Consider the following 26643-nt stretch of genomic DNA (forward strand, 5'->3'; position numbering starts at 1 on the left):
TGCGAAACCGGCCGCCAAGCCAGCTGCTAAAACCGCTGCTGCAAAACCAGCCGCCAAGCCAGCGGCTAAAACCGCTGCTGCAAAACCAGCCGCCAAGCCAGCTGCTAAAACCGCTGCTGCGAAACCAGCCGCCAAGCCAGCTGTTAAAACCGCTGCTGCGAAACCAGCCGCCAAGCCAGCTGCCAAACCGGCTGCTGCGAAACCAGCTGCCAAGCCAGTAGCTAAAACCACGGCTGCAAAACCAGCCGCCAAGCCAGCCGCCAAACCTGCTGCTGCGAAACCAGCACTGGCCAAGCCTGCTACCCCGGCAGCTTCGTCTGCTACGCCGGCAGCGTCCGCCGCTCCAACGGCATCGGCCAGCAGCACTTCTGCACCGGTAGCGCCAAGCACCACCCCAACCAGCGCTTCCTAAGCGCCGGTGGCCGCGACGCGCAGTTGCTGCAGCGCGTCGCGGTCAAGGTTGGCGGTTCCGGCCGCCAGACCTTCAAGCCACCCCAGTTGATCCCCTTCTTCAGTCGGCCATGCCTGCGTCAACACTTCCAGGCGTGCCAACAACTCCCGTTCGGCTTCCAGCTCCAGGGCTTTGACCCGCTCGCGTAACGCCGCCAAAGGTAAATCCTGTTGCGCCATGGCTCGCCATTGCGCGCGCATCTGTCGCAACGGTTCGACCACATTTTTCTGCCACGGCAGGGCAACCTGCTGCAGCGCCTGAATACGCTCGGGCTCAAGCGCCACGCCGCGCCGCTCCAGCCAGGCGGCGCAGAGCAACAGGCACACATCCGCGCCTTGATCCTGCAAGCGCAGGCAAGCGGCTTCAACGCCCGGCCGGGCGTAAGTCGAGAGGGCAAAGCTCCACAGGTCAGCGCACATATTCACACCCAAGCCAGCGAGCGACGAAGCTGGTAGACTCCGCCGCCATTATGATCCGACTTCAAAGCCTAACATTACAGCGTGGCCCGCAACGTCTTCTCGAAGACGCCGAGCTGACCCTGCACGCCGGTCACAAAGCCGGCCTGATCGGTGCCAACGGTGCCGGCAAATCCACGTTGTTCGCCCTGTTGCTGGGTGAGCTGACCCCGGATTCCGGGGACTGCTTGCTGCCGGCCGACTGGCGCATCGCCCATATGCGCCAGGAGATCGACACCCTGGACCGCATTGCGATCGACTACGTGCTCGATGGCGACCTGCGCCTGCGCCAGGTGCAACACGACCTGGCCGAGGCCGAGAAAACCCAGGACGGCGCGGCTCAGGCCCGCCTGCACTCGGAACTCGACAGTGCCGATGGCTATACCGCCGACGCCCGCGCCCGCAAGATGCTTGCCGGTCTTGGCTTTACCAATGAGCAGATGGACCGCCCGGTCGCCGACTTCTCCGGTGGTTGGCGCATGCGCCTGAACCTGGCTCAGGCGCTGATGTGCCCGTCGGACTTGTTACTGCTCGACGAACCGACCAACCACTTGGACCTCGATGCGATCCTGTGGCTGGAAGATTTCCTCAAGAGCTACCCAGGTACTTTGCTGCTGATTTCCCACGACCGGGATTTCCTCGATGCCGTGGTCGACAACATCGCCCACGTCGAACAGAAGAAAATCACCCTCTACCGTGGCGGCTACACCGCGTTCGAACGCGCGCGTGCTGAGCGTCTGGCCCAGCAGCAGCAGGCTTTCGAGAAGCAGCAGGCGCAACGCGCGCACATGGAAAGCTACATCGCCCGGTTCAAGGCCCAGGCCACCAAGGCCCGTCAGGCCCAGAGCCGGATCAAGGCCCTGGAGCGAATGGAGGAGCTGTCGGCGGCCCACGTCGATTCGCCGTTCGACTTCGTATTTCGTGAGTCGGTGAAGATCTCCAGCCCGTTGCTGGACCTTTCGGATGCGCGCCTGGGTTATGGCGACAAAACCATTCTGGAGAAGGTCAAGCTGCAGCTCACGCCGGGCGCACGTATCGGTTTGCTCGGCCCTAATGGCGCCGGCAAGTCGACACTGATCAAGAACCTGTCGGGTGAACTGCAACCGCTGGCCGGCCGCCTGACCCGTGGCGAGAACCTGGTGGTGGGCTATTTTGCTCAGCATCAACTGGACTCCCTCGATTCCAAGGCCAGCCCGTTGCTGCACCTGCAGCGTCTGGCGCCGACCGAGCGTGAGCAAACCCTGCGCGACTTCCTCGGTGGCTTCGACTTCCGTGGCGCGCGCATCGATGAGCCGGTATTGAATTTCTCCGGTGGCGAAAAGGCGCGTCTGGCCCTGGCATTGATCGCCTGGGACCGACCGAACCTGCTGTTGCTCGACGAACCCACCAACCACCTGGACCTGGAAATGCGCCTGGCGTTGACCATGGCCCTGCAGGAGTTCAGTGGCGCGGTACTGGTGGTGTCTCACGATCGCCACTTGCTCAAGAGCACCACCGACAACTTCCTGCTGGTGGCTGACGGCAAAGTCGAAGAGTTCGACGGTGACCTGGATGATTACGCACGCTGGCTGACGGATTACCGTCTGCGCAACTCGCCGGTCAGCAACACGCCGGTCAACCCGGACAAAACCGACAAAAAAGCCCAGCGCCAGGCCGCCGCCGCACTGCGTCAGCAGTTGGCGCCGCACAAGCGTGAAGCCGACAAGCTGGAAGCCGAGCTGGGCAAGGTGCATGAGCGCCTGGCCAAGATCGAAACCAGCCTGGGCGACAGCGCCGTCTACGAGGCGGCGCGCAAGGACGAGCTGCGCGACCTGCTGGCCGAACAGGCCAAACTCAAGGTGCGTGAAGGGCAGTTGGAGGAAACCTGGATGGAAGCCCTCGAGCTGCTGGAAAGCTTGCAAGCGGAGCTGGAGGCGCTGTCCTGATGGAGGCGCTGCAACTGCCGCTACCGACGCAATGGGTGGAGCCGGCCTGGATCGGCGCGCAAATCCTGCTGATTCTGCTGGCTGGTTATCTCACCCAGCGTTTTGTTGCCAAAGGTCTCACCCGTCTGGGTGAGCGCTACCCGTTCCCACCGCAACTGCTGATGCCTCTGCGCGGCGGCCTGCGCTGGCTGATCATGGGCAGTGCGTTGATTTTCGTGCTGGGCCGCCTGGGCGTGTCCGCCACGGTGTTGTGGACAGCACTGTCAGGGTTTGTCGCGGTTGCCGCTGTGGCGTTCTTCGCCATGTGGTCGGTACTGTCCAACCTGCTGTGCGCTATCTTGATTTTCACCGTCGGGCCGTTCCGCCTCGGTGATATCGTCGAGTTGGTGGACACTGTCGATAAACCTGGCGTGAAGGGTCGGGTAGTGGCGATCAACCTGCTCTACACCACGTTGATCGAAGTGGAAGATGCCGGTACCGACAGCGCGATGGTACAAGTGCCTAACAGCTTGTTCTTCCAGCGCTCCGTGCGGCGTTGGCCCGGCACTCACGTGTTCCCGGGCGACCGCTAGCGCTCAGATCTTTTAAAAATCTATAGCCAGCCTTCGGTCGGCGGAGTTAGCTTAAGGCCTGACGGCAAACTCCCTTCTGAGGTGTGTAATGGCACTCGACACATGGCTGGCCTTTTTCCTGGCCAGTTGGATCATTTCCCTGTCCCCCGGTGCCGGCGCAATCGCGTCGATGTCCAGCGGCTTGCAATACGGTTTCCTGCGCGGTTACTGGAATGCCATTGGCCTGCAACTGGGCCTGGCGATGCAGATTGCCGTGGTGGCGGGCGGGCTGGGTGCCATTCTTGCGGCGTCTTCCACTGCGTTCTATGCGATCAAATGGTTTGGTGTGGCGTACCTGGTGTACCTGGCCATCAAGCAATGGCGTGCCCTGCCCATGGACATGAGCGAGGACGCGGCGATACGCCCGATCGGTAAGCCGATGGCGATGATGTTCCGTGGGTTCCTGGTCAACGCCAGCAATCCCAAGGCTCTGGTGTTCATGCTGGCGGTGCTGCCGCAGTTCGTGAACCCGCAGGCGCCTTTGCTGATCCAGTACCTGATCCTGGGCGCGACCATGATCGGCGTCGATATGATTGTGATGGCGGGTTATACGGGGTTGGCGTCGAAAGTCTTGCGTGTGTTGCGCACGCCCAAGCAGCAAAAGCGCATGAACCGTACGTTTGCCGGTTTGTTCGTCGGGGCTGCGGGGTTCTTGGCCAGCTTGCATCGCGCAACGGCGTAACTGAACAAACGGGATTAAAAAGTGTGGGAGCGGGCTTGCCCGCGAATGCGCTATGTCAGTCAACAGAAATAGTGACTGATTCACTGTATTCGCGAGCAAGCCCGCTCCCACATTGGTTATGTGCTGGCTTTGAAGTGAGGGCTCAGCGCAGAATCTTTGGCGCTTCATCCCTTGGCAGGTTATTGCGCAACGCAGGCTTGCCCGGGTCTTGATACCCGCCGCCCAACTGTTCCGCCAACTGCCTGGCTACATCCTCACCCAAGGCTTTCGAGACTTCCTTCACGACACGTGGCCGGTTCAGGCTGACGCGCACATCGCGGCTGTTCACCAGCTTGGTGTCCTGGCCTTCACCCATGGCGGTAAATGCCGAGGTGATCTCGAAGGTGCGGGTGTTGATCAGGCTGAAGTCGGCCACCAACGTCAGGCCCAGCACCGCCGAATAGCTGTTGGTGTGGTCCAGGGCATTGATGTCCTGGGTGAAGTCGATGTCCGACAGTGTGCCGAACAGCACGTAGTCAGCACCCTTGAAGTTACCGGCCTTGATGCGCTTGATCACGTCATAGACGTCGCCCTTGGCGTCGGCGGTGTAGGGCGTTCCCTGCACCAGTTGGAACTGGTGCGACTTGAGGATTTCGCCCTTGATGTCACCGCTGAATTTACGCAGCTCGGTCTGTTCGATGTAGCTGGTACGGCTCTCGTACTCACTGTAGTTCGACGCACCGCTGGCCTGATACGCGCTGGCCTGGAAGTTATTGCTGGCCGACACCGCGTGGATGTACTCCTCGACCCGCGCCTCGTAGGCCAGGTCGGTTACCGCGATCTTAGGGGCGGCCGAGGCGCCAAAGGCGCACAGCAGGCCGATCATGCCGATCCATGCACGCATTGCTTAGCGCTCCGTGGTTTTGCGGATTTCTTTCTCGTCCATCCATTCGGCCAGGCCGCTCTCGACGTCGATCAGCTGCAGGCTGAATTTGTAGAACACGTCCTTGTAGTCCGAGCTGCGCTTGACGATGGAGCTGATGGAGCCTTCCAGGCGGTACTTGGCGGCAACCATGTTGCCGGTCTTGCTCACCGTGGATTTTTTGTACAGGCCGCTCTGGTTCTGCAGCTTGAGCTGGTCGACCTGGCTTTGCATTTCAGTGTTGTCGCTGGCGAAGCGCGCGGTGCCGGTTTTCATCAACTGGGTCTTGATCGACGTGGTGATCTCGCGGGTATCGATGTACTCGCTGGTCTTGTTCTTCACGTCATACACCTGCACCACCGGACGGCCTTGCAGAATGCCGGACTGCGCCAGAGAGCGGGTCATGCTTTCAGCGATCATCTGCAGGTCGGTGGAACCGAACTCGTTGGTCACCAACTCCACGGCCTTGGTGTCGCCGTAGCTGATGTTCTTGCCGCCGAGTACCGGCGAGGTGTTGGAGCAACCGCTGGCCAGCAGGGCGACCACGGCGAGGAACGAGAAGCGTACGAACATGGGGAAATCTCTCTGAAACAGGCTTTTTAGTTGAAGAGCAGGGGCGCGACTCAACGCGTCTTCACTTCAAGACGGAAGTCCGCGGCCTGGGGCAAATTGGCAATGGCGGGCAGGAAGGTCGCCTGGTTGGGGTACAGGTTCAGCACTTTCCAGGTTTCTTCATCGCCCACAGGGAAACCGTCGGCGCCCAGCCAGGCGAAGCGGTAATACATCATCTGGTTGCTGCTGGTGATGTTGCTCAGCTGCACTTTGGCCGTGAGGAAGCCGTTTTCGCGGGCAACGCGAATGGCACCGACGGCGATGCCTTTGAATTTACCCATCACCACGATTTTGCTGGCGGCGCTGCCGGGTTCCGGTGGCGGTGGGGTGGCGCAGCCGGCGAGCAGGATCAGCGCGAGGGCGCCGAGGATGAAATGACGCATAACGTGCTCCTTAAGGTTGTTTGAGGGCGATGGCCTGAGCGGAAGTGCCTGGCACCACATGCGCGGCAAGGCCACCGGCGAAAACCTGGTTGCCGACCACACGCAGAGTGATCACTTGATAGCGCTGGTCGGCCTTGACCGTCACCAGCGTCCCGCCCAAGGCGTTGGGCAGGCTGACTTGGTGTTCGCCATGCTTGAGGCGCAGGCGCGTCACTTGGGTCATGTCCGGCAGGGTGCGCCAGGTGCGGGTGTCAGCACCTTCGGTCACCGCCGAGGCGATGCCCAGCACCAGGCTTGCCATGGGGTTGGTCTTGTTCAGGTTGTTTTGCGTCACGCCACGGCTGACTGCACGCACGGTGGTGCGCAGGATGATCCCAGGCATGTCGTCACGCAGGGCGCGGCGGGACATGGCGGTGGTGCTATTGAGTGCCGTGAGGTTCTGCTGCTTGCCGTCGACGCCGATCTGGCTGAAGGTCGCGGTCGAGGTGTCTGCCTTGATCACCGGGAATGACAGTGGGGTGATGACCAGGTGGCCGTCGATCGGGATCGGCAGCGGTAGGCGGATCGAGTCACGCGCCGGTGCCAGGCCACTCTGCACCACGATCAGCACGTCGGTCTCGTCGGCGCCTACCCTTGATTTGTCCAGGTCCATCAGCGCTTGCTCCAGCAGCGGCGTGTTGGGGCGCAACTCGGCAGCCTTGCGATAACCCGGTGCGGCCAGGTCTTTCTCTCCCAGGGCTTCGTAGACAAAGCCTGCCAGGTAATGGCTGAACGCACTCTGGTAGCTGTTCTTCAGGCCGACCACATCCGGCGCATCCAGTGCTTCAATCGGGTAGCCACGCAGGTCTTTGATCTGAGTGGTTACGCCCTGGCGCTCGGCCTCGTTTTCGCGCTTGAGGTATTCCTTGTCGCGCAGGTCGGCGATAACGGCTTCGCGCTCGTGGGTCTTCTTGATTTCGGTGCGGGCGCCGTCGAAGTCATTCACGGCCAGCAGGTTCAGGGCCATTTGAGTGGTCAGCATGACCTTTTCGTAGTCGTAGCCTTCGTAGCGGCGCACCTTGTCGTTGACCAGGAAACTGCCGAACTGGGCGAGGTACTTTTCGCTGTCGAACTTGACCGACTCTTCCCACTTGTAGACCTGCAGGTCGGCACTGCGCCAGGCGGTCTGGCTGCCGGTGAGGTCACCTTTGGCGCGCAACAGCTCACCCTTTTCGAAGAAGTAGAGCAGGTCCTTGTCTTCGCCGGTGTTGTTCTTTTCCAGCAGGGTCAGGGCGCCATCGACGTTACCGGTGGCCAACTGCTGGTTAGTGGCTTGCAGCTCAGTGTCGTAGCTGCGAAACATCGAACAACCGGAAAGCAAGGTAACCGCCGCAAGCGTGAGCGGGGTCAAGGCGCGAAATGCCATGCAAACTTCTTCCTTGAAAGTGATAAGCAGATGTGCAAATTCCTCATAAAAACGAGGAAATAAATACCCTTTAGAAATAACAGGGCGCGGCATTATAGGCGCCATTACTAGCAAAACAATGGCTTTTTGTTACGCCTTAATGCGGTGAGTGCCATCAATCCGTTAGTGGTATTCCAAGCGCCAGATCACGAACGCCTTGAGTCAGAGCCTTTAAAGTTAAACAATGTGTTACTTCGTATTTACCTTTGAGATTCATTCATGATTGCCCCCTTCCGTTTTCTCGCCTGGCTGGTGCTGCCGGCCCTGATGTCGTGCAGCTTCAATCTGCTGGCCGCGACTGCCGAGGGCGCCCCACAAGCCCTGCATTTGCTGGATTACATTGGCGCTGACTACCCACCGACGGTGGAGGCGGGCAAGGTTATCGATGAATCTGAATATCGCGAATAACTGGAGTTTCTCGGCGTGTTGCAGGGCCTGGTGACTGAGCTGCCGGAAAGGCCGGAGCGCGCGGAGTTGGTCAAGGGCGTCGACGAATTGTTAGCGGCTGTGACCGCCCACCAGGATGGCGCAGCTGTCGCTCGCCTGGCCCGGCAGTTGGGCGCCAAGTTGGCGGTGGCCTATGAAGTCAGCCAGGCGCCGGTCATCACGCCCGACCCCGCACGTGGCGCACCGCTCTACGCCCAGCATTGCTCGGTTTGCCACGGCACTGCCGGCGCGGGTGATGGTCCGGCCAGTACGGGGATGACGCCGCCACCTGCCAACCTGCGAGATGCCGTGCGTCTGGACCGCCTGAGCCTCTATGCGATCTACAACACCCTCGGCCTGGGCGTTGAAGGCACTGACATGCCGTCCTTCGCCGATCAACTGGATGACCGTCAGCGCTGGGACCTGGCCACTTACATCGCCGGCTTCACAGCGGACCCGGCTGCGGCAAAAAGTGAACAGCCCTTCAACCTCGCCGACCTGGCACGCCAGACGCCTAATGAAGTGCTGGCCGCAAACGGTCCAGGCGCCGCCGCGACCTTCCGTGCCCAGCGCGCACAACCGCCACAGGTCAAGCGTGGCCCGGCGCAGTTGCTCGACTACACCGCCGCCACCCTGGACAAGAGTCTCGCCGCATTCCGTAGCGGTGAGCACGAGCAGGCTTATGACCTGTCGGTAGCCGCTTACCTTGAGGGCTTCGAGCTGGTGGAAAGCTCTCTGGATAACGTTGACGCCAACGTGCGCAAGGACACCGAGAAAGCCCTGATGGCCTACCGGCAGTCATTGCAGGACGGCCTGCCGATCGAGCAAGTGCAGCAGCGTCTGGACGTTGCTAAAGGCAAGCTCGCCGAGTCCGCCGGCTTGTTGGGCAGCGATGGCTTGAGCTGGTCGTTGAGCTATATCTCCGGGCTGTTGATTCTGTTGCGTGAAGGCCTGGAAGCCATCCTGGTGCTGGCGGCGATCCTGGCGTTCCTGCGTAACACCGGCCAGCAATCGGCGGTGCGCAGTGTGAACGTCGGCTGGGGCCTGGCGCTACTGGCCGGTCTGGCGACGTGGGCGTTGGCGGCGTATGTGATTGACGTCAGCGGTGCCCAGCGCGAATTGCTGGAAGGTTGCACGGCGCTGTTCGCCAGTGTGATGGTGCTGTGGCTTGGCGTGTGGATGCATGATCGGCGCCATGCAGCAGCCTGGCAGGATTACATCAAGAGCAGCCTGGTCGGCGGCGGAGGGCGCTTTGGTTTTGCGCTGCTGGCGTTTTTCTCGGTGTACCGTGAGCTGTTCGAAGTGATCCTGTTCTACGAAACCCTGTGGCTGCAAGCCGGCCCGGCCGTGCACAACGCAGTGCTGGCAGGTGGTGCTACGGCGCTGGTGCTGTTGGTGGGTTTGGCGTGGGTGATCCTGCGGGGTTCGGCGAAGCTGCCGTTGGCGCTGTTCTTCGGCATCAACGCGGCGTTGCTGTGTGCGCTGTCGGTGGTGTTCGCCGGGCATGGCGTGAAGGCGTTGCAGGAAGCGGGCATCTTCGGTACGCGGCCGGTGGCGTTTTTTGACTTCGACTGGTTGGGCATCCATGCCGATGCGTACTCGTTGAGTGCGCAGGCTTTGGCGATCCTGGCGATTGTGGTGCTTTACGGCCGCAGCCGTCTGGCCGAAAAACAGCGTGTGGTGGCCTGATCGTGCGCGTCTGGATTGATGCGGACGCCTGTCCGCGCGCGGCCAAGGACCAAGTGGTGAAGTTCGCCCTCAAGCGCCAATTCGACGTGGTGCTGGTCGCGGGGCAGAGCCAGATCAAGCCGAGCTTTGCCTGTGTGAAGCTGATCGTAGTACCCAGCGGCCCGGATGCGGCGGATGACTACCTGGTGGAGCACGCGGTGCCCGGCGAGCTGGTGATCTGCAGCGATGTGCCCTTGGCCGACCGTTTGGTGAAGAAGGGTGTCACCGCCCTCGACCCACGGGGCAAGGAATTCAGCCCGGCGAACATGAGTGAACGGCTGGCGGTGCGCAACCTGTTCACTGATCTGCGCGAACAAGGCCAAATGGGCGGCGGCCCACCGCCCCATGGGGAAAAGGACAAGCAGGCGTTCGCCAACGCGCTGGACAGGATACTGACCAAGTTGATGCGCCCGTCCTGACCTGGTTGTAAGCAAGGCTTTTTGTGGCGAGCGGGGCAAGCCCGCTCGCCACCGTTAAGTGTTCGACTGTCTGTTCAATCGTTCTCGTGGGTCAATTCCAGCACGCGATCCACGAGTTTGTTGATGCCCGACGCCACCTCACTGATGCTTTTGCCGAGCATGTAGGCAGGGGTGCTCACCAGCTTGCGCGCCTTGTCCTCGACAATATCCTCCACCGCGCACTCGCGGTGGGTGGCACCCATTTTATCGAGGGCGGCGGCGGTGGCGGCATCGTTGCCGATGGTGCAGGTGACGCCGGGGCCATAGATCTTCGCGGCCAGGGCCGGCGAGATGCAGATCAGCCCGACCGGTTTGCCCGCTTCGGCAAAGGCTTCGGCCAGCGCCAGAACCTGCGGGTTGATGCTGCAACCGGCGCCTTCCACGGCAAAGGTCGAGAGGTTCTTCGCCGCGCCAAAACCGCCGGGCACGATCAGTGCGTCGAAGTCTTCGGCGTTGGCCTCACGGATGTCCTTCACCTCACCCCGGGCGATACGCGCCGACTCCACCAGCACATTGCGCGATTCGGGCATCTCTTCGCCGGTGAGGTGGTTGATCACGTGATGTTGCGCGATATCGGGTGCAAAACATTGGACCTGAGCACCACGCTGGTCCAGGCGCAGCAAAGTGATGACGCTTTCGTGGATCTCTGCGCCGTCGTACACGCCACAGCCGGAAAGGATCACTGCAATCTTTTTGCTCATGAGTATTTCTCCCTATTTCGTGGCGTTAAATGTCTACTAATTTGTCACCTGTTGCCAATGGGATCTGGCGTTGCTACACCTAATCTTGATGTAACAAAAATAGACCGGACTAGCCCATGGACTTCGTGCCTTACGCGGTACCGTTTTTCATTGCCTTGATCGTGGTTGAGCTGCTGGCCGACCACTGGCGCGGCGAGCGCAACTATCGGGTGGCGGATGCCATCAACAGCCTCAGCACCGGTGTGCTGTCCACGACCACGGGGCTGTTGACCAAGGGCGTGGGGTTGCTGACCTACGCGTTCGCGCTCAAGCATTTGGCACTGATCGAACTGTCGGCCCAGAGTGTCTGGACCTGGGTGTTCGCCTTTGTGTTTTATGACTTCTGCTACTACTGGCTGCATCGCTGCGGGCATGAGCGCAACATCCTGTGGGCCGCGCACTCGGTGCATCACCAGAGCGAGGACTACAACCTCACCACCGCCCTGCGCCAGACCAGCACCGGCTTTCTGTTGAGCTGGATCTTTTACTTGCCGTTGGCCGTGCTGGGCGTGCCGCTGGTGGTGTTTATCAGCGTGGCCTCGCTCAATCTTCTGTATCAATTCTGGGTGCACACCCGGCATGTGCCCAAGCTCGGCTGGTTCGAGTGGTTCTTTGTGACACCGTCCAATCATCGGGCCCACCATGCACAGAATGCTCTCTACATGGATCGCAACTACGGCGGGGTGTTCATTATTTGGGATCGGCTGTTCGGCAGCTTCCAGGAAGAAGACGACAACGAACCGGTGATTTTTGGCGTGACCACGCCCTTGGCCAGCTGGAACCCGCTATGGGCCAACCTGCAGTTTTATGCGCAGCTGTGGAGTGATGCACGACGTACCGAAAAATGGTGGGACAAGCTGCGCATCTGGTTCATGCGCACTGGCTGGCGCCCGGCGGACGTGAAGGCCAAATACCCGATGGCCAAACCCGATTTGAGTCAGTTCCGCAAATTTGAAGTGCCGTTGGATGCGCGCCAGCAGGTCTATATCGCGCTGCAATTTGCCGCGTATGTGGGCTTTGGCAGCTATTTGATGAACTTCGGCGAGGGGCTGCCCACGGCGGCGCTGATCCTGGGCTGGAGTGCGGTGGCGGTGGGGTTATTTACGTTGGGCGTAGCCCTGGAGAATCGCCCGTGGGCGCTGAAAGCCGAGCTGGTACGCCTGGGGCTGAATGTGCCACTGGTGTGGCTGGCGCCGCTGGTCGGGTTATGGCCGGCCAGCAGTTTGGGCTGGCTGGGTTTGGTGAGTTACAGCTTGCTCAGCGTGATCGGCCTCTACTGTTGCAGAAGCCGGCTTACTCGGTGGGTGTCTTAGGCGTTTCGACGGGGGCCGGCTCGGCGGCGAGCCGGGCCTTTGCATCCTCGCAGGCCTGGCGGGCAATGCGGGCGTTCTTGAAGCGGCGGCGCAACCACAGGCCAAAGCCCAACAGCACCAAGGCGCCCAGCACCCACAGCTCGTATTTCTTGACGCTGCCGAGCATGCCTTCCAGCACCGCGCCGAAGTGGTAAGCCGCAGCGCCCAAGGCTGCCGCCCAGACTGCAGCGCCAATCCCGTTAAGAATCAGGTAGCGCACCGGCGGGTAGCCTGACAAACCAATCGCCACGGGCATCACGGTGCGCAAGCCGTAGACAAACCGGAAGCTCAGCACCCAGATGTCCGGATGCTTACGGATATGTTCCAGGGCCTTGTCGCCCATCAATTGCCAGCGCGGCTTGCGCGCCAACAGTTTGCGGCCGTGCTTGCGCCCCAGGAAGTACCACAGCTGGTCGCCGGCGTAGCTGCCAAAGAAGGCAACGACCACCACCAGGTTGATATCCATGTATCCACGGAACGCCAGGAAGCCTGCGAGAACCAAAATGGTCTCGCCTTCGAAGAACGTGCCCAGGAAGAGAGCAAAGTAGCCGAAGTCATGCAGAAATTGTTGAAGCATGGTCTGGGGTGCTGGCGAAATGAACGCGCAGCCTACGCCTTCGTGAACATTCATGAAAGTATCGAGATGTGTCACGAAGTGAACAATTCCTACATAAACGACGAATGCGACTGCAGGTCGCATCGATAAGCACAACTGTCATTCCTTCGTCATAATGGCCGCTTATAACTGCAACGCTCGCCCGTAAACGCGGGCTCAGGAGTCTGTCGTGAGCTTTACCCCTGCCAATCGCCTGTTCCCCGCCACCCGCCTGCGTCGCAATCGCCGTGATGATTTTTCTCGCCGTCTGGTGCGTGAAAACGTGCTGACGACGAACGATCTGATTTTGCCGGTGTTTGTGCTGGACGGTGAAAATCGCCGGGAAGCGGTGGCGTCGATGCCGGGTGTGGAGCGCTTGACCATTGATCTGCTGCTTGAAGAAGCGGCGAATTGGGTTGAACTGGGGATTCCGGCGCTGGCGCTGTTTCCCGTGACACCCTCCGAACTCAAGTCGCTCGACGCTGCCGAAGCCTGGAACCCGCAAGGGATCGCCCAGCGCGCCACCCGCGCCTTGCGCGAGCGTTTCCCGCAGCTGGGTGTGATCACCGACGTGGCGCTGGACCCGTTCACCACCCACGGCCAGGATGGCATTCTTGACGAAGACGGCTATGTTCAGAACGACATTACCGTCGATGCACTGGTCAAGCAGGCGTTGTCCCACGCGGCAGCGGGTGCCCAGGTCGTGGCGCCGTCGGACATGATGGACGGCCGCATCCAGGCGATTCGCGAAGCCCTGGAACTGGCTGGCCACGTCAATGTGCGGATCATGGCCTATTCGGCCAAGTACGCCAGCGCCTATTACGGCCCGTTCCGCGATGCGGTGGGTTCGGCGCTGAACCTGGGCAAGGCCAACAAGGCCTCCTATCAGATGGACCCGGCCAACAGCCATGAAGCCCTGCACGAAGTGGCGGCCGACCTGGCCGAAGGTGCCGACATGGTGATGGTCAAACCCGGGATGCCGTACCTGGACATCCTTTACCGGGTCAAAGAGGAATTCAAGGTGCCGACCTTTGTCTATCAGGTCAGCGGTGAATACGCCATGCACATGGCCGCGATCCAGAATGGTTGGTTGAGTGAAGGGGTGATCCTTGAATCCCTGACAGCCTTTAAACGTGCCGGCGCTGATGGCATTCTGACCTACTTCGCCGCCCGCGCTGCCCAATTGCTTAGAGAGCAACAATAGCCCTCACAGGAACACTCGATGAATACCGAAGGACTCTCAGAAGTTGCCGTAAAAGACGCTCACCCGGTGGTGGAACAAGTCACCGAGACCCCGCCCGAGCTGGAGCCCGCTCCGCCTGCCGTGGTGCCCGAAGCCCCTGCGCCGGCCCCGGTGGCGGCGGTGACCAACCTGGATGACAGCAGCCTGTACATCCACCGCGAGCTGTCACAACTGCAATTCAACATCCGCGTGCTGGAGCAGGCGCTGGACGAGTCCTATCCGCTGCTGGAGCGGCTCAAGTTCCTGCTGATTTTTTCCAGCAACCTGGACGAGTTCTTTGAGATTCGCGTCGCGGGCCTCAAGAAGCAAATTACCTTCGCCCGCGAACAAGCCGGTGCCGACGGCCTGCAGCCGCATCAGGCCCTGGCGCGTATCAGTGAGCTGGTGCATGGCCACGTGGACCGCCAATACGCGATCCTCAATGACATTCTGTTGCCCGAGCTGGAAAAACATCAGGTCCGCTTCATCCGTCGCCGTCACTGGACCGCCAAGATCAAGACCTGGGTGCGTCGCTACTTCCGTGACGAGATTTCACCGATCATCACCCCGATCGGCCTCGACCCTACTCACCCGTTCCCGCTGCTGGTGAACAAGAGCCTGAACTTCATCGTTGAACTGGAAGGTATCGACGCCTTTGGTCGCGATTCTGGCCTGGCGATCATCCCGGCACCGCGTCTGTTGCCACGGATCATCAAGGTACCGGAAGAGGTGGGGGGCGCTGGCGACAATTATGTATTCCTCTCGTCAATGATCCACGCGCATGCCGATGACCTGTTCCAGGGCATGAAGGTAAAAGGTTGCTACCAGTTCCGCCTGACCCGTAACGCCGACCTGGCGCTGGATTCCGAAGACGTCGAAGACTTGGCCCGTGCCCTGCGCGGCGAGCTGTTCTCGCGTCGCTACGGTGACGCGGTGCGCCTGGAAGTGGCTGATACTTGCCCGAAACACCTGTCGGACTACCTGCTCAAGCAGTTCAACCTGGCCGAGTCCGAGTTGTACCAGGTCAATGGCCCGGTGAACCTGACGCGCCTGTTCAGCATCACCGGCCTGGACAGCCATCCGGAGTTGCAATACACGCCGTTCACGCCGCAGATCCCGAAACTGCTGCAAAACAGCGAGAACATCTTCAGTGTGGTGAGCAAGCAGGACATTCTGCTGCTGCACCCGTTCGAGTCCTTTACTCCAGTGGTCGACCTGCTGCGCCAGGCCGCCAAGGACCCGCATGTATTGGCCGTGCGCCAGACGTTGTACCGCTCCGGCGCAAACTCGGAAATCGTCGATGCGCTGGTAGACGCTGCGCGTAACGGTAAGGAAGTCACCGCGGTGATCGAGCTGCGTGCGCGGTTCGATGAAGAGTCCAACCTGCAACTGGCCAGCCGCCTGCAAGCGGCCGGTGCGGTGGTGATCTACGGCGTGGTGGGCTTCAAGACCCACGCCAAGATGATGCTGATCCTGCGCCGTGAAGCCGGCGAGATTGTGCGCTACGCCCACTTGGGCACCGGCAACTACCACGCCGGCAACGCCAAGCTCTACACCGACTACAGCCTGCTGACTTCCGACGACGCCTTGTGTGAAGACGTCGGCAAGTTGTTCAGCCAGTTGATCGGCATGGGCAAAACCTTGCGCATGAAGAAGCTGCTGCACGCGCCGTTCACCCTGAAGAAGGGCATGCTCGACATGATTGCCCGGGAGACCCAGTTCGCCCTCGACGGCAAACCGGCGCACATCATTGCCAAGTTCAACTCGCTGACTGATCCAAAGATCATCCGCGCGCTGTACAAGGCCAGCCAGTCCGGTGTGCGCATCGACCTGGTGGTGCGTGGCATGTGCTGCCTGCGCCCGGGCATTGTCGGGGTCTCGCATAACATCCATGTGCGCTCGATCATCGGCCGCTTCCTGGAGCACACGCGGGTGTTCTACTTCCTCAACGGTGGCGAGGAGCAGATGTTCCTTTCCAGCGCGGACTGGATGGAACGCAACCTCGACAAGCGTGTGGAGACCTGCTTCCCGGTGGAAGGCAAGAAGTTGATCATGCGGGTCAAGAAGGAGCTGGAAAGCTACCTCACCGACAACACACACAGCTGGAGCCTGCAGTCGGACGGCCGTTACGTGCGCAACACGCCGACCGGCAATCAGAACCCGCGCAGCGCGCAGGCGACGTTGCTGGAGAAGCTGGGCAGCCCGATTCTGGCGGTGAATTAATAGCCAATACGGACTAACAATGTGGGAGGGGGCTTGCTCCCGATTGCAGTGGGTCAGTTGATGAACAGGTCAACTGACACTCCGCTATCGGGAGCAAGCCCCCTCCCACATTTGTTTTGCAGTGTGCTTTAGTGCAGGTTCAGGCTGAATCCCACCCGTGTCAGCCACTCCGCTTCCTGGGCAAAGTCCGCCTGGGTCAGCTGGTTTTCATCCAGCCAGCCTTTCGGGAATACCACGTCGAGGCTGTCGCCCCGGGCGCGCAGGGTGACCTGAGGCATTTCCTGAGTGCCACGGATGTGGTGGAACAGGATCGCAAAGCGCAGCAGCACGCACAGGCGAATCAGCTTGATGCCTTCATCGCCGAATTCGGCAAACTTGTCCTTTGGAATGTTACGTCGATGGCCGCGCACCAGCAGCGCGAGCATCTGTTGGTCTTCGCGGGAGAAACCGGCGAGGTCCGAGTGCTCGATCAGGTAGGCGCCATGTTTGTGGTAATGGTAATGGGCGATGTCCAGGCCCACTTCATGCACTTTGGCTGCCCAGCCGAGCAGTTCGCGCCAGACGCCGTCTTCCAGGTCCCAGTCCTCGGCCACCTGGTCGAAGGCGTGCAGGGCTTTGCGCTCCACCCGGGCCGCCTGTTCCAGATCGACGTGATAACGCTCCATCAATGAGGTAAGGGTGCGCTCACGCACGTCTTCGTGATGATGGCGGCCCAACAGGTCGTAAAGCACGCCTTCGCGCAGGGCGCCATCGCAGTGGTCCATGCGTTGCAGTTCGAGCGCGTCGAAGATCGCTTCGAGAATCGCCAGGCCTGCGGGGAAGATGGTGCGGCGATCGGGCTTGATGCCATCGAAGTCGATTTTCTCGGCATCGCCCAGTTTGAAGAGCTTGCGCTTGAGCCACGCCAGGCCTTCGGCGTTGACCTCGCCGGTGCCGTGGCCGCCGGCTTTCAGGGCCAGGCCGATGGCGCGGATGGTACCGGACGAACCGATGGCCTCATCCCAGGTCAGGCGGTGCAGGGCGTGCTCAATGCTCATGATCTCCAGTCGCGCGGCCGTGTAGGCCTGGGCATAGCGTGCTGGGGTGATCTTGCCGTCCTTGAAATAGCGCTGGGTAAAGCTGACGCAGCCCATTTGCAGGCTCTCGCGCAGCAACGGCTCGAAACGCTGGCCGATAATGAACTCGGTACTGCCGCCGCCGATGTCCGCCACCAGGCGCTTGCCGGGAGTGTCAGCCAGGGTATGGGAGACGCCGAGGTAGATCAGGCGCGCTTCTTCACGGCCGGAGATGACTTCTACCGGGTGGCCGAGGATTTCCTCGGCGCGGCGGATAAATTCACCGCGGTTGCGCGCTTCACGCAGGGCGTTGGTACCGACGATTCGCACGGCGCCCAAAGGCATGCCATTGATCAGCTGGGCAAAGCGCTTGAGGCAGTCGAGCCCGCGTTGCATGGATTCTTCATTGAGCTGGCGCTCGTCGTCGATCCCGGCAGCCAGTTGTACTTTTTCGCCGAGCCGTTCGAGGATGCGGATTTCGCCGTTCTGGGCCTTGGCCACGACCATGTGAAAGCTGTTGGAGCCCAGGTCGATGGCGGCGATCAGGGACAGATTCTTGGCTTGGGATTGCGGCATGGTTTGGGGGTCTCGGTCGATAACCTCACCATCGTGCCACGATCGACCGCTGGCGCCAACGCGTTGTGCTTCAGTAATTTTCCTGAGGCTGTCTGTGGGGAATTCCTTTAGGAAATGTAGGGCGGTTTTATAAGTGTGCGCTGAATAAGACCCTTGATGTTGTAGCGTGTTTTAATTAGGTGCAGCGCACGTGCCATTTATGACTTTCCCTACAGTCAGTGATTTGATATCGCTTTCATTCTTTTGTTCAGGACTACATTGTCGGTGGCTTAAAGTGATGCTTTATTTTTATCATTCCCACAATTATTGATGTGTTGTCTGATTCTTTAACGAAGTGTCAAAGCGACACACTGTTATCCGGCAATTCTGCCTGGGTGGCATTTATTTATCGTTGTACATGTCCCGGAAGATAAGTCGTTGGGCGATGGAGTCGCCAAGACACAAATAAAGAACACCTGATAACTTCTTTTAGTGACAGGATGAACATGAAAAAAATTGTTGGATTGACTCTTGGTATTGCGTGCCTGGCTGCGGCCTTAACTGTACAGGCGACTACCAATACCAGTGCCCAACTGGTCGTCAGGGGTACGATTACACCGGCAGCCTGCAACCTCAGCCTGGCCGGCAGCGGTATCATCGACTATGGCACGATTCGTTCGGGCGAATTGTCCCAGACGGCGTTCAATCCGCGCGAAGAGAAGACCACTTCCCTGATCGTCAATTGTGGCGCGACGCCTGCCCGGTTCGGCATCACCTTTACCGATCTGCAAGCGGGCAACAAGGTGACGGGTATCCTGGGTGCAGGCTTTACTGAAGCGCAGAACTTTGGTTTGGGGGCTGTAGGAACCCGTCGCACCGGTGGCTATTCGGTCACCCTCAGGGACCTGCGTTCGTCCGGCGTGGTGCTGCATCCGATCATGCGTATCGGTGCTGGCGCCTGGAATAACAGCGATGGCAAAGTTGCTCAATCGCCCACCCAATACTCGTGGCGCAATGGCGCAGCCTTTACACCCGCCGCGGTTAACCAATTGACGGGCACGCTTGCAGTGAAGGCTGTCATCAACCGAGCTCGGGACCTGGACCTGAGTCGAGATGTCTCTATTGATGGGCGCGCCACGCTTGTATTGAGTTACATCTAAGTAACGGAAAACAGCCAGCCAAGAAACTCATTATTTCTGGTTGGCTGTTTTTCTGTGGGCGCTTGACGGTCAATGGTCAACTTTATTAGTGGCGGGGAATATAGAGTGCGTGGTTTTTTAATAATAAGCAGTGCGTTATTGCGGGGTGCAAGCATTTGCCTTTTGTTTGCCACTGTTGCTGTGGCGGACGGTATGTATCCGGAAACAACGGTGGTGGTGCTTTATGAGGAAGACGGCGAAGCCACAATAAATATCAAGAATACCGATGCCGGGCCAGCGCTGCTTCATTCAGTCGTGGAAAACGTGCCGGAGGACCTGGAGCCGCTATTGATTGTGACGCCGCCCATCGCTCGTGTGGAGGCGGGCGAAACGCAACTGGTGCGGTTCATCGCCACCTTGAAGGAGCCGCTTAAGACCCAACGACTCAAGCGAGTGTCCTTCGAAGGTATTCCCCAGGCGCGCGCGGTGGATGGTGCGACCATCGGTATCACCCTTCGACAGAATTTGCCGCTGATCCTGCACCCACAAGGCTTGCCTCGGCACCATACGCCTTGGGAGTTGCTGAAGTGGAAGCGGGCGGGCGAGCGCCTCACTGTCCATAACGACAGTGCCTATGTCGTGCGCCTGGCGCCGGATGTGAAAGTGTTTCCAAAAGGCTTTCTGGCTACATTGCCACGCACCTACCTACTGCCGGGTGAAGTGCTGACGGCAGAGCTCGACAGCCCCTTGGGCAATGCGGCTGAGGTCGAGATACAGCCGGCTACGGTTTATGGGTTTACGGTAGACAACTACCGGGCTCCGATCGTAACCGATGGGGCTTGACTGACTCATGTCGAACCCTTCGAGTAATAGCATCGCGGCGTCTTTTTGGCCCTGCAGACCTACGCTTATCATGGGGTTTGCGACCCTGTGGAGTCTGCCCGGCCTGGTGTCGGCGATGGAGCTCGGGGAGGGTTTCGACCTCGCGTCACTGACAGCCCACGGCATCGACCCGAAGGTCTCCGACTACTTTCGCAACGCGGCGCGCTTTCGCGAAGGCGTCCAGGTGGTGGGGTTGCGGGTCAATGGGAACCCGCTTGGGCTGGTGGATGCACGGTTCGATCACGAGGGCCGCTTATGCTTCACCCGCGGGTTGCTGGAGAAAGCAGGATTAGTGACGCCCGGCGCGATCATTGAGGAAGGTGCTACGCCCGACCAGTCTTGCCATGACTTCTTCGGGGCATTCCCCACGACCATGGTCAAGTTGCGTCCCGGCACGGACGAGGTGACGCTGGTGGTGCCCACCCAATCGTTGCGTGATCCCCAGTGGGACGCCGGGCATTTTTCCAAAGGCGGGACCGCGGCGTTGTTCAACTATGACGTGCTGGGTTTCGACAGCCGTTCGCGCAGCGGGCCCAGCCGGTTCGTTTCGGCCTATACCGAGGCAGGCTTTAACCTTGAGGATTGGATTGTTCGCAGCCGTCAATTCTATGTGTCCGATAATGGCAAGGCCCGTACCGAGCATCTATATGCCTATGCACAGCGGGACATTGCCGAGTTGCAATCGACTTTCCAGATGGGGCAGATTTCCAGTAATAACCCGCTGTTTGGTGGCGTCCAGTTATCTGGCCTGCAGTTTTTCCCCGATGGTCAATCACGTGTCGCTGCGGGCAGTAACAATGCCGTGGTCGAAGGGCTTGCCCAGAGCCCGTCACGCATAGAAGTTCGCCAGTCCGGCGTGTTGATTCACAGCACGCTGGTGCCTGAAGGTCCCTTCCGGCTGACGGGGTTGCCCTTGCTCAATGGCACCAGTGACCTGGAGGTCAGCGTGATCGACGTACGGGGCGCCAGGCGTAGCTTTGTGGTGCCCGCGGCCTCGTTTGCGGGGACTGTCCCGGCGGCGCCCGGTTACTATTTTTCTGTTGGCAAGCTGCGCAAGAATGCGGATGAAGAGGGGCCGTCACCGGTGGTCGCCATGGGGAGCGGCACTTGGGGTTTGGGGAGCAACTCGTCTGCGGGCTTTGGCTTATTGAGTACGGATGAGTACTGGTCGGCAGGTGGCACCCTGAGCAGTGTGTTTTTCCAGCGAGTTTCTGTGGCGGCGCGTCAAAACCTTTCTCGAGACGGCAAACGTGCAGTATCCGGGTCGCGCAGCAGCGTGTCGGTCACCAGCCCGGTATACGCCACTATCGACGTCAACCTCAGCGCAACCACCCAAACCCAGGGGTATCGTGAGGTACTTGAAGCCGGCCGGTCGTACGGGGTCGATGAATTGGGTTCGCGCTTCAAAAACCAATACACAGCAAGCGTGAGCTGGGCCGAACCCACGCTGGGCGTATTTTCTGCGGGCTATACCCGCAGTTCTCAATTTGACGGGCGAACGACCGAGCATGTGTCGGCCTCCTGGAACAAGTCATTCAGCCACGCCGATGTAACGCTGATTGCGGATTCGCAGGTGGGCGGTACTCGAATGGGCCGTGACGCCACGCTTGCCGGCAGGCGACATGAGAGCGCTCTGGAGAATGACCTGTCCTTGCGTCTGCAGGTCAGCGTGCCGCTGGGACGGGATCGCCGGGTAAACAGCTATGCCAGCCGTCGCGGGGGCCGGTTCACCGCTGGCACAGCGCTTAGCGAGCGGGTCAACGAGTCTGTGAATTACGAAGTGGGGGTCGAGCGCGATATCAATGCCCGAGAACAATCGATTCGCGGCAATGTGGACCTGTTGCCACGTTATACCCGCGTTGGCCTGGGTGTCAGCCATGATCCCCAGGGCACCAGCTATACGGGGCAGTTGCAGGGCGGCGTGGTGGCTCACGAGGGTGGGCTGACGTTTTCACCGTATACCGTGCAGGACACGTTCGGCATCGTCTCGGTAGGGGGTATCGGCGCTGCAAAAGTCCAGACGCCCCAAGGCCCTGTCTGGACTGACTACCGCGGGCAAGCGGTGATCTCAGGCTTGCCGGCCTACACCAACAGCCGAGTCGAGGTGCAAACCCAGTCCTTGCCCAAGCGCGTCGACCTGAAAAACGGCACCCAGATGCTCACAGCAGGCCGTGGGTCCTTCAATGCCGTGAATTTCGATGTGGTGAAAGTGCGCCGCGTGTTGCTTACCGCGAATGACCAGCACGGCCGGCCATTACCTCAAGGCGCCTCGGTATTCGGCAAGGGTGATCGCTTCCTGACCAACGTGGTGGGTGAGGGCATGATTTTTCTCAACGACGTCGAGGAGGCGCAAAGCCTGCGGGTTTCATTGCCGGACTCTTCCACCTGCCTGTTGCGGATTGATCTTGAGACCCAGCCAGACAATGACAAATTTTATGAAACCATTTCGGCGGTGTGCCATGGCCGTTAAGTTTGAAACATGGCCGTTGGTGTTGCTCTGCACGGTATTGGCGGCGCCTGAGGTCCTGGCCGAAAACTGTCGGCTCTCGGTGAGCCAGCCGCGCATTGACTATGGCGCCATCCGCAGGGAGGCGCTCGTTGCAAAAACCTCCATGGTGCTGGGTACGCGCTCGTTGCGCGTGAACGTCATTTGCACTGAGCCTGCGGCCATGGCGTTGCGTTTTATCGGTGTTGCAGCAGACCGGCAGGGGTTTGTGTTTGGTCGGCAGGGGCGTTTTCGCTTGAGCCTCAAACACGCCCAGGTGGATGGGCGTGCTGTCGAATGGTGGGCGGCTACGCACTTGCCCGGCGAGCCTGCCAGCGGGCAGTTGCTGCCCGGCCAGACCTTGGTGGCGCGGGCGGCAGGGGTGCCGGTAGCAGGCCGCCGACTGACAGCCCAGGTTGATATCGACACCGAACTGCCCGCTGAGGCCTTGGAGGTACGTGACGAGACGCACCTTGAGGGGCAAGGCAGTTTCGAATTGATCAGCCCGGTTGTTCCACCGAGCCGATGAAATTGGCGAGCTCGGGTGTCTTGGGGTTGGCGAACAACGTTTTGGGGTCGCCTACTTCATGCACCTTGCCTTGGTGCATAAACACCAGTTTGTCCCCGACTTCCCGGGCAAAACGCATTTCGTGGGTCACCATGATCAAGGTCATGCCGTCCTTGGCCAGTTGGCGCACGACGCTGAGCACTTCATTGACCAGTTCCGGGTCCAGGGCGGAGGTGATTTCGTCGCACAGCAGCACTTTGGGCGACATGGCCAATGCGCGCGCAATGGCGACCCGTTGCTGCTGACCGCCGGACAGGCGATCAGGGAAGGCGTCGAACTTCTCCCCCAGCCCGACCCGCTCCAGCATCTGCCTGGCAAGCTGTGCGGCTTTGGCCTTGGGCACTTTCTGCACCACTTGCGGTGCGAGCATGACGTTTTCGCCCACGGTCAGGTGCGGGAACAGGTTGAACTGCTGGAACACCATGCCGACTTTCTGCCGCAGGCTGCGCAGGTCGGCACGGGCGGCGTCGAGGTATTCGCCATCGACTTCGATCACGCCGTCGTTGATGGATTCCAGGCCATTGAGGGTACGCAGCAAGGTGGATTTACCCGAGCCGCTGCGGCCGATGATCGCCACCACCTGGCCTTCTTCAACGGTCAGGTCGATGCCCTTGAGTACATGGTGATCGCCGTAATACTTATGCAGGGCGGAAATTCTAAGCAGAGGCATGCAGTCTCCTTTCCAGGTAGCGCGCACTGAGGGACAAGGGGTAGCAGAGCAGGAAGTAACCGAGGGCCACCAAGCCATAGACCATAAAGGGCTCGAAGGTGGCATTGGCGAGCATGCCGCCGGTTTTGGTCAGTTCGGTAAAACCGATGATCGAGGTCACGGCGGTGCCTTTGACCACTTGCACCGAGAAGCCAACCGTCGGCGCTACGGCAATCCGCAGCGCTTGGGGCAGGATTACGTAACGCAGTTGTTCAAGCGGGTTAAGGGCCAGGCTGGCCGACGCTTCCCACTGCCCGTGGGCGATGGACTCGACGCAGCCGCGCCAGATCTCGGCCAGGTAGGCACTGGTAAACAAGGTCAGGGCAATTGCCGCTGCCAGCCAGGGCGAGATATCCACCCCCAGCAGGGCAATGCCGAAAAACACCAGGAATAACTGCATCAGCAGCGGCGTACCCTGAAACAGTTCTATGTAGGTGCGTGCGACATTGCGCGGGAAGGCTTTGCGGCTGATGCGCATCGTCATTACTAACAAGCCGATCAGGCCGCCGCCGACAAACGCCACCAGCGACAGCAACAGGGTCCATTGCAGGCCAACAGCCAGGTTGCGCACGATGTCCCAGAACGAAAAATCACTCATCGGCTGTTCCTCATTACAAACCGTCGGCCAATCCAGTTGAGCAACTGGCGAATCATCAGCGCCATACACAAGTACACCAGGGTGGTCAGTGCGTAGGTTTCAAAGGCGCGGAAGTTGCGTGACTGAATGAAGTTGGCGGCAAAGCTCAGCTCCTCGGTGGCGATTTGCGAACACACCGCCGAACCCAGCATCACGATGATGATCTGGCTGCTCAGGGCCGGCCACACCTTGCCCAGAGCGGGCAGCAGCACCACATGACGGAACGCTTCAAAACGCGTCATCGCTAATGCTGCTGCCGCTTCCAGCTGGCCACGAGGGATGGCCTGGATGCCGGCGCGGATGATCTCGGTGGAGTAAGCCCCCAGGTTGATTACCATCGCCAGCACGGCGGCTTGCCACTCGGTGATTTTCAGCCCCAGTGACGGCAAACCGAAGAAGATGAAAAACAACTGCACCAGAAACGGCGTGTTGCGGATCAACTCGACATACACGCCGAAGAACCAGGCAAACGGCTGGATCTTCCACGCCCGGACCACGGCACCGACGGTGCCCAGGGCAACCCCCAGAATCGCGCCGATGGCCGTCAGTTCAAGCGTGAACAAGGCGCCGCGCAACAGCAGGTCGGTATTGGCCAGTACGGGCATAAAGTCGAATTGATAGGCCATGAATCAGCTCCGTCGCGTCAAAGATCGGCGGGCAGCGGCTCTTTGAGCCACTGCATCGCGTTCTTTTCCAGGCTGCCGTCGGCCTTGGCCGCCACCAGGATCTGGTTAACCTTCTCCAGCAGTGCCGGCTCGTTCTTGTTCACGCCCACGTACACCGGCGAGTCCTTGAGTTTCACTTTCAGTGCCGGTACGCGTTTGGGGTTGCGCTCGCTGATCGCCACCATCACCACGTTGCCGCTGGCAATCAGGTCGACCTGGCCGGCCAGGTAGGCGGCGATGGTCGAATTGTTGTCTTCGAAACGCTTGATGGTCGCTTCCTTGGGCGCAACGGCGGTCAGCTCGATGTCTTCGATGGCGCCGCGCGTCACGCTGATGGTTTTGCCCTTGAGGTCGTCGGTGGTGCTGATGGCCGCGTCAGGCGGACCGAACACAGCCAGGTAGAACGGCGCGTACGCCTTGGAGAAATCGATGACCTTTTCCCGCTCGGGGTTCTTGCCCAGGCTGGAAATCACCAGGTCGACCTTGCCGGTGGTGAGGAACGGGATGCGGTTGGTGCTGTTGACCGGGGTCAACTCCAGCTTGACCTTGAGCTGGTCGGCCAGCAGCTTGGCGGTGTCGATGTCCAGGCCGCGGGGTTTCATGTCAGGACCGACCGAACCGAACGGCGGGAAGTCTTGAGGGACGGCGACCTTCAGGGTGCCACGGGCGACGATATCGTCCAGACCATTGGCCTGGGCGGGTGCCTGGCTCAGCATCAGGCTGGCAAACAGGGCAGTGAGCAGGGCGCTGTAGCGCTTGGTCATGGCAACTCTCCGAAAAGGGCGAAGGGATTTTCTGACTTTGCTCAGTGCACAGCCCATGCCATCACCCCTCGGATCGTCTGCAACGCCGGAATTTGTTGAGGTTCGGTGGTCTTACTGGTCTGAACAGTGATTACGCTTTTCGCACCTTTTTCGAGCGTCGACAAAACCCCGCGAGCCCCTTTGGGGCGTGGCTTGCCGACGGCCGCGAATAGCTTTACAACTAGCCGCTCAGTTGTCTGGAACCTTGAGTTTTTTATGAATTCCATTGCCCAAGCCGTACCGGAAGCGGCCCTGCAGGCCATCCGCAAACTGATCAAGGAACAGGGCTTCGCAGCGGGCGATGCATTGCCGTCCCAGCGCGACCTGGCGGTGCAATTGGGCGTGAGTCGGGCGTCGTTGCGCGAGGCGTTGTCGTCTTTGAGTGCCTTGGGTGTGGTCAGTGTGCAGCCGGGCAAAGGCGTCTTTGTGCAGGCGGCGGAAGACCCTCCGGGGTTTGCCTGGCCTTTTGCGGCTCAGGCCTCGCCGCTGGATATCTTCCAGTTGCGCTATGCCCTGGAGGGATTTGCAGCGGGGTTGGCCGCGGTGACGCTGACCCTCGATGAGTTGGACGGCCTGCAGGACAATGTCGAGGCAATGCGCAAGGTACTCAAGGCCGGCGACTTTGAAACCGCGGCCCGACTGGACTTCGAATTTCATCAGCGGATCCTGTTGGCCAGCGGTAATCAGGCGATGGTGAGCATTCTGAGTGCCAGCGCGGAGGTGTTCCTGGAGAGTCAGAAACTACCGTTCATCCGACCGGAACGGGCCATGGAGACCTGGCAGGAACACCGCAAGATCCTGCGTGCACTGGCCCGGCGCTCCAGTGCGGTGGCGCAGAAAACCATGCAGGAGCACGTACGCAATGCGGCGTTGCGCACGGGCATAGCGTTCGTGACTCCCGTGACGCCGTGAGTTGGGCTATACCCAAACTCATGCA

At 60.2% G+C, this 26643-nt stretch carries 24 protein-coding genes and 2 pseudogenes; 14 read left to right on the top strand and 12 right to left on the bottom strand.

Going from position 1 to position 26643, the window contains the following annotated elements:
* Nucleotides 1-221, top strand: a pseudogene (locus tag ACDZ94_RS09650) (hypothetical protein); the annotation flags it as partial.
* A gap of 187 nt (nt 222-408) precedes the next feature.
* On the opposite strand, the gene ACDZ94_RS09655 reads toward ACDZ94_RS09650, so the two are convergent.
* Complete coding sequence (locus tag ACDZ94_RS09655; protein WP_407016372.1) at nt 409-870, bottom strand: TIGR02444 family protein; 462 nt, start codon at nt 868-870, stop codon at nt 409-411.
* Between the two features lie 50 nt (nt 871-920).
* Between ACDZ94_RS09655 and ACDZ94_RS09660 the strand changes: the two genes are divergently transcribed.
* From ACDZ94_RS09660 to ACDZ94_RS09670, 3 genes are all read left to right on the top strand, one after another.
* On the top strand, nt 921-2831 hold the full coding sequence (locus ACDZ94_RS09660; RefSeq protein ID WP_064454676.1) for an ATP-binding cassette domain-containing protein: 1911 nt from the start codon (nt 921-923) through the stop codon (nt 2829-2831).
* On the top strand, nt 2831-3403 hold the full coding sequence (locus ACDZ94_RS09665) for a mechanosensitive ion channel domain-containing protein (RefSeq protein ID WP_432751388.1): 573 nt from the start codon (nt 2831-2833) through the stop codon (nt 3401-3403). The genes ACDZ94_RS09660 and ACDZ94_RS09665 overlap by 1 nt, the downstream gene beginning before the upstream one ends.
* A gap of 88 nt (nt 3404-3491) precedes the next feature.
* Nucleotides 3492-4124, top strand: a complete 633-nt coding sequence (locus ACDZ94_RS09670; RefSeq protein ID WP_064454674.1) for a LysE family transporter — start codon at nt 3492-3494, stop codon at nt 4122-4124.
* A gap of 142 nt (nt 4125-4266) precedes the next feature.
* On the opposite strand, the gene ACDZ94_RS09675 is transcribed toward ACDZ94_RS09670, so the two are convergent.
* From ACDZ94_RS09675 to ACDZ94_RS09690, 4 genes are read right to left on the bottom strand one after another with little or no spacing between them, the layout of a single operon-like run.
* Nucleotides 4267-5007: a hypothetical protein gene (locus ACDZ94_RS09675; RefSeq protein ID WP_053258607.1), complete on the bottom strand. Its 741-nt coding sequence runs from the start codon at nt 5005-5007 to the stop codon at nt 4267-4269.
* Between the two features lie 3 nt (nt 5008-5010).
* Nucleotides 5011-5598 (bottom strand): penicillin-binding protein activator LpoB, encoded by a 588-nt coding sequence (gene lpoB / locus ACDZ94_RS09680; RefSeq protein WP_064454673.1) that lies wholly within the window; start codon nt 5596-5598, stop codon nt 5011-5013.
* 50 nt (nt 5599-5648) lie between these two features.
* Nucleotides 5649-6020 (bottom strand): YcfL family protein, encoded by a 372-nt coding sequence (locus tag ACDZ94_RS09685; RefSeq protein WP_432751389.1) that lies wholly within the window; start codon nt 6018-6020, stop codon nt 5649-5651.
* 10 nt (nt 6021-6030) lie between these two features.
* Nucleotides 6031-7425 carry a COG3014 family protein gene (locus ACDZ94_RS09690; RefSeq protein WP_432751390.1) on the bottom strand — a complete coding sequence of 465 codons (1395 nt, stop codon included), beginning with the start codon at nt 7423-7425 and terminating at the stop codon, nt 6031-6033.
* A gap of 258 nt (nt 7426-7683) precedes the next feature.
* Here ACDZ94_RS09690 and ACDZ94_RS09695 point away from each other — a divergent pair.
* Nucleotides 7684-9579 (top strand): annotated as a pseudogene (locus tag ACDZ94_RS09695) (FTR1 family protein).
* Between the two features lie 2 nt (nt 9580-9581).
* Complete coding sequence (locus ACDZ94_RS09700; RefSeq protein ID WP_221295882.1) at nt 9582-10037, top strand: YaiI/YqxD family protein; 456 nt, start codon at nt 9582-9584, stop codon at nt 10035-10037.
* Between the two features lie 74 nt (nt 10038-10111).
* Here ACDZ94_RS09700 and elbB read toward each other — a convergent pair whose 3' ends face one another.
* Nucleotides 10112-10777, bottom strand: a complete 666-nt coding sequence (elbB, locus tag ACDZ94_RS09705; protein ID WP_064454669.1) for an isoprenoid biosynthesis glyoxalase ElbB — start codon at nt 10775-10777, stop codon at nt 10112-10114.
* Nucleotides 10778-10893: 116 nt separating this feature from the next.
* Between elbB and ACDZ94_RS09710 the strand changes: the two genes are divergently transcribed.
* On the top strand, nt 10894-12129 hold the full coding sequence (locus tag ACDZ94_RS09710; protein ID WP_064454668.1) for a sterol desaturase family protein: 1236 nt from the start codon (nt 10894-10896) through the stop codon (nt 12127-12129).
* Here the strand turns inward: ACDZ94_RS09710 and ACDZ94_RS09715 are convergent.
* Entirely contained in the window at nt 12110-12745 is a 636-nt protein-coding gene (locus tag ACDZ94_RS09715; protein ID WP_064455024.1) for a DedA family protein, read from the bottom strand. The genes ACDZ94_RS09710 and ACDZ94_RS09715 overlap by 20 nt on opposite strands.
* Before the next feature lie 208 nt (nt 12746-12953).
* Between ACDZ94_RS09715 and hemB the strand changes: the two genes are divergently transcribed.
* On the top strand, nt 12954-13967 hold the full coding sequence (hemB, locus tag ACDZ94_RS09720) for a porphobilinogen synthase (protein ID WP_064454667.1): 1014 nt from the start codon (nt 12954-12956) through the stop codon (nt 13965-13967).
* An 18-nt stretch (nt 13968-13985) separates the two neighbouring features.
* Nucleotides 13986-16208 carry a polyphosphate kinase 1 gene (ppk1, locus tag ACDZ94_RS09725; RefSeq protein WP_064454666.1) on the top strand — a complete coding sequence of 741 codons (2223 nt, stop codon included), beginning with the start codon at nt 13986-13988 and terminating at the stop codon, nt 16206-16208.
* 128 nt (nt 16209-16336) lie between these two features.
* Here ppk1 and ppx read toward each other — a convergent pair whose 3' ends face one another.
* Nucleotides 16337-17839: an exopolyphosphatase gene (gene ppx, locus ACDZ94_RS09730; RefSeq protein WP_064454665.1), complete on the bottom strand. Its 1503-nt coding sequence runs from the start codon at nt 17837-17839 to the stop codon at nt 16337-16339.
* Nucleotides 17840-18324: 485 nt separating this feature from the next.
* Here ppx and ACDZ94_RS09735 point away from each other — a divergent pair, with 485 nt between their 5' ends.
* The 4 genes from ACDZ94_RS09735 to ACDZ94_RS09750 all read left to right on the top strand — a co-directional run bounded on the left by ACDZ94_RS09735 (nt 18325) and on the right by ACDZ94_RS09750 (nt 22853).
* On the top strand, nt 18325-18978 hold the full coding sequence (locus ACDZ94_RS09735) for a DUF1120 domain-containing protein (RefSeq protein ID WP_064454664.1): 654 nt from the start codon (nt 18325-18327) through the stop codon (nt 18976-18978).
* Between the two features lie 192 nt (nt 18979-19170).
* The gene (locus tag ACDZ94_RS09740; RefSeq protein WP_064454663.1) at nt 19171-19800 is read left to right on the top strand and encodes a fimbria/pilus chaperone family protein; all 630 of its coding nucleotides are present in this window, start codon (nt 19171-19173) and stop codon (nt 19798-19800) included.
* A 70-nt stretch (nt 19801-19870) separates the two neighbouring features.
* Entirely contained in the window at nt 19871-22309 is a 2439-nt protein-coding gene (locus tag ACDZ94_RS09745) for a fimbria/pilus outer membrane usher protein (RefSeq protein ID WP_407016370.1), read from the top strand.
* The gene (locus ACDZ94_RS09750) at nt 22299-22853 is read left to right on the top strand and encodes a hypothetical protein (protein ID WP_221295878.1); all 555 of its coding nucleotides are present in this window, start codon (nt 22299-22301) and stop codon (nt 22851-22853) included. Before ACDZ94_RS09745 ends, ACDZ94_RS09750 begins: the two co-directional genes overlap by 11 nt.
* On the opposite strand, the gene ACDZ94_RS09755 is transcribed toward ACDZ94_RS09750, so the two are convergent.
* The 4 genes from ACDZ94_RS09755 to ACDZ94_RS09770 are packed head-to-tail and all read right to left on the bottom strand — an operon-like array spanning nt 22825 to nt 25667.
* Nucleotides 22825-23562 carry an amino acid ABC transporter ATP-binding protein gene (locus ACDZ94_RS09755; RefSeq protein WP_064454660.1) on the bottom strand — a complete coding sequence of 246 codons (738 nt, stop codon included), beginning with the start codon at nt 23560-23562 and terminating at the stop codon, nt 22825-22827. The two genes, ACDZ94_RS09750 and ACDZ94_RS09755, sit on opposite strands and share 29 nt — an antisense overlap.
* Nucleotides 23549-24199 (bottom strand): amino acid ABC transporter permease, encoded by a 651-nt coding sequence (locus ACDZ94_RS09760; protein WP_064454659.1) that lies wholly within the window; start codon nt 24197-24199, stop codon nt 23549-23551. The genes ACDZ94_RS09755 and ACDZ94_RS09760 overlap by 14 nt, the downstream gene beginning before the upstream one ends.
* A complete protein-coding gene (locus tag ACDZ94_RS09765; protein WP_064454658.1) occupies nt 24196-24864 on the bottom strand; it encodes an amino acid ABC transporter permease in 669 nt (222 codons plus the stop codon). Before ACDZ94_RS09765 ends, ACDZ94_RS09760 begins: the two co-directional genes overlap by 4 nt.
* A 17-nt stretch (nt 24865-24881) precedes the next feature.
* Nucleotides 24882-25667, bottom strand: a complete 786-nt coding sequence (locus tag ACDZ94_RS09770) for a transporter substrate-binding domain-containing protein (RefSeq protein ID WP_064454657.1) — start codon at nt 25665-25667, stop codon at nt 24882-24884.
* A 255-nt stretch (nt 25668-25922) separates the two neighbouring features.
* On the opposite strand from ACDZ94_RS09770, the gene ACDZ94_RS09775 reads away from it, so the two are divergent.
* Complete coding sequence (locus ACDZ94_RS09775; protein ID WP_064454656.1) at nt 25923-26618, top strand: FadR/GntR family transcriptional regulator; 696 nt, start codon at nt 25923-25925, stop codon at nt 26616-26618.
* The last annotated feature ends 25 nt before the right edge of the window (nt 26619-26643 follow it).

The organism is Pseudomonas sp. UBT, from assembly GCF_050915955.1.
GTDB lineage: Bacteria > Pseudomonadota > Gammaproteobacteria > Pseudomonadales > Pseudomonadaceae > Aquipseudomonas > Aquipseudomonas antarctica_A.

Excerpts from the sequence above, each read along its gene's own strand:
- ACDZ94_RS09655 (WP_407016372.1), bottom strand. The coding sequence starts at position 870 with ATGTGCGCTGACCTGTGGAGCTTTGCCCTCTCGACTTACGCCCGGCCG.
- ACDZ94_RS09660 (WP_064454676.1), top strand. The coding sequence starts at position 921 with ATGATCCGACTTCAAAGCCTAACATTACAGCGTGGCCCGCAACGTCTT.
- ACDZ94_RS09665 (WP_432751388.1), top strand. The coding sequence starts at position 2,831 with ATGGAGGCGCTGCAACTGCCGCTACCGACGCAATGGGTGGAGCCGGCC.
- ACDZ94_RS09670 (WP_064454674.1), top strand. The coding sequence starts at position 3,492 with ATGGCACTCGACACATGGCTGGCCTTTTTCCTGGCCAGTTGGATCATT.
- ACDZ94_RS09675 (WP_053258607.1), bottom strand. The coding sequence starts at position 5,007 with ATGCGTGCATGGATCGGCATGATCGGCCTGCTGTGCGCCTTTGGCGCC.
- lpoB (WP_064454673.1), bottom strand. The coding sequence starts at position 5,598 with ATGTTCGTACGCTTCTCGTTCCTCGCCGTGGTCGCCCTGCTGGCCAGC.
- ACDZ94_RS09685 (WP_432751389.1), bottom strand. The coding sequence starts at position 6,020 with ATGCGTCATTTCATCCTCGGCGCCCTCGCGCTGATCCTGCTCGCCGGC.
- ACDZ94_RS09690 (WP_432751390.1), bottom strand. The coding sequence starts at position 7,425 with ATGGCATTTCGCGCCTTGACCCCGCTCACGCTTGCGGCGGTTACCTTG.
- elbB (WP_064454669.1), bottom strand. The coding sequence starts at position 10,777 with ATGAGCAAAAAGATTGCAGTGATCCTTTCCGGCTGTGGCGTGTACGAC.
- ACDZ94_RS09710 (WP_064454668.1), top strand. The coding sequence starts at position 10,894 with ATGGACTTCGTGCCTTACGCGGTACCGTTTTTCATTGCCTTGATCGTG.
- ACDZ94_RS09715 (WP_064455024.1), bottom strand. The coding sequence starts at position 12,745 with ATGCTTCAACAATTTCTGCATGACTTCGGCTACTTTGCTCTCTTCCTG.
- ppk1 (WP_064454666.1), top strand. The coding sequence starts at position 13,986 with ATGAATACCGAAGGACTCTCAGAAGTTGCCGTAAAAGACGCTCACCCG.
- ppx (WP_064454665.1), bottom strand. The coding sequence starts at position 17,839 with ATGCCGCAATCCCAAGCCAAGAATCTGTCCCTGATCGCCGCCATCGAC.
- ACDZ94_RS09735 (WP_064454664.1), top strand. The coding sequence starts at position 18,325 with ATGAAAAAAATTGTTGGATTGACTCTTGGTATTGCGTGCCTGGCTGCG.
- ACDZ94_RS09740 (WP_064454663.1), top strand. The coding sequence starts at position 19,171 with ATGTATCCGGAAACAACGGTGGTGGTGCTTTATGAGGAAGACGGCGAA.
- ACDZ94_RS09745 (WP_407016370.1), top strand. The coding sequence starts at position 19,871 with ATGGGGTTTGCGACCCTGTGGAGTCTGCCCGGCCTGGTGTCGGCGATG.
- ACDZ94_RS09750 (WP_221295878.1), top strand. The coding sequence starts at position 22,299 with ATGGCCGTTAAGTTTGAAACATGGCCGTTGGTGTTGCTCTGCACGGTA.
- ACDZ94_RS09755 (WP_064454660.1), bottom strand. The coding sequence starts at position 23,562 with ATGCCTCTGCTTAGAATTTCCGCCCTGCATAAGTATTACGGCGATCAC.
- ACDZ94_RS09760 (WP_064454659.1), bottom strand. The coding sequence starts at position 24,199 with ATGAGTGATTTTTCGTTCTGGGACATCGTGCGCAACCTGGCTGTTGGC.
- ACDZ94_RS09765 (WP_064454658.1), bottom strand. The coding sequence starts at position 24,864 with ATGGCCTATCAATTCGACTTTATGCCCGTACTGGCCAATACCGACCTG.
- ACDZ94_RS09770 (WP_064454657.1), bottom strand. The coding sequence starts at position 25,667 with ATGACCAAGCGCTACAGCGCCCTGCTCACTGCCCTGTTTGCCAGCCTG.
- ACDZ94_RS09775 (WP_064454656.1), top strand. The coding sequence starts at position 25,923 with ATGAATTCCATTGCCCAAGCCGTACCGGAAGCGGCCCTGCAGGCCATC.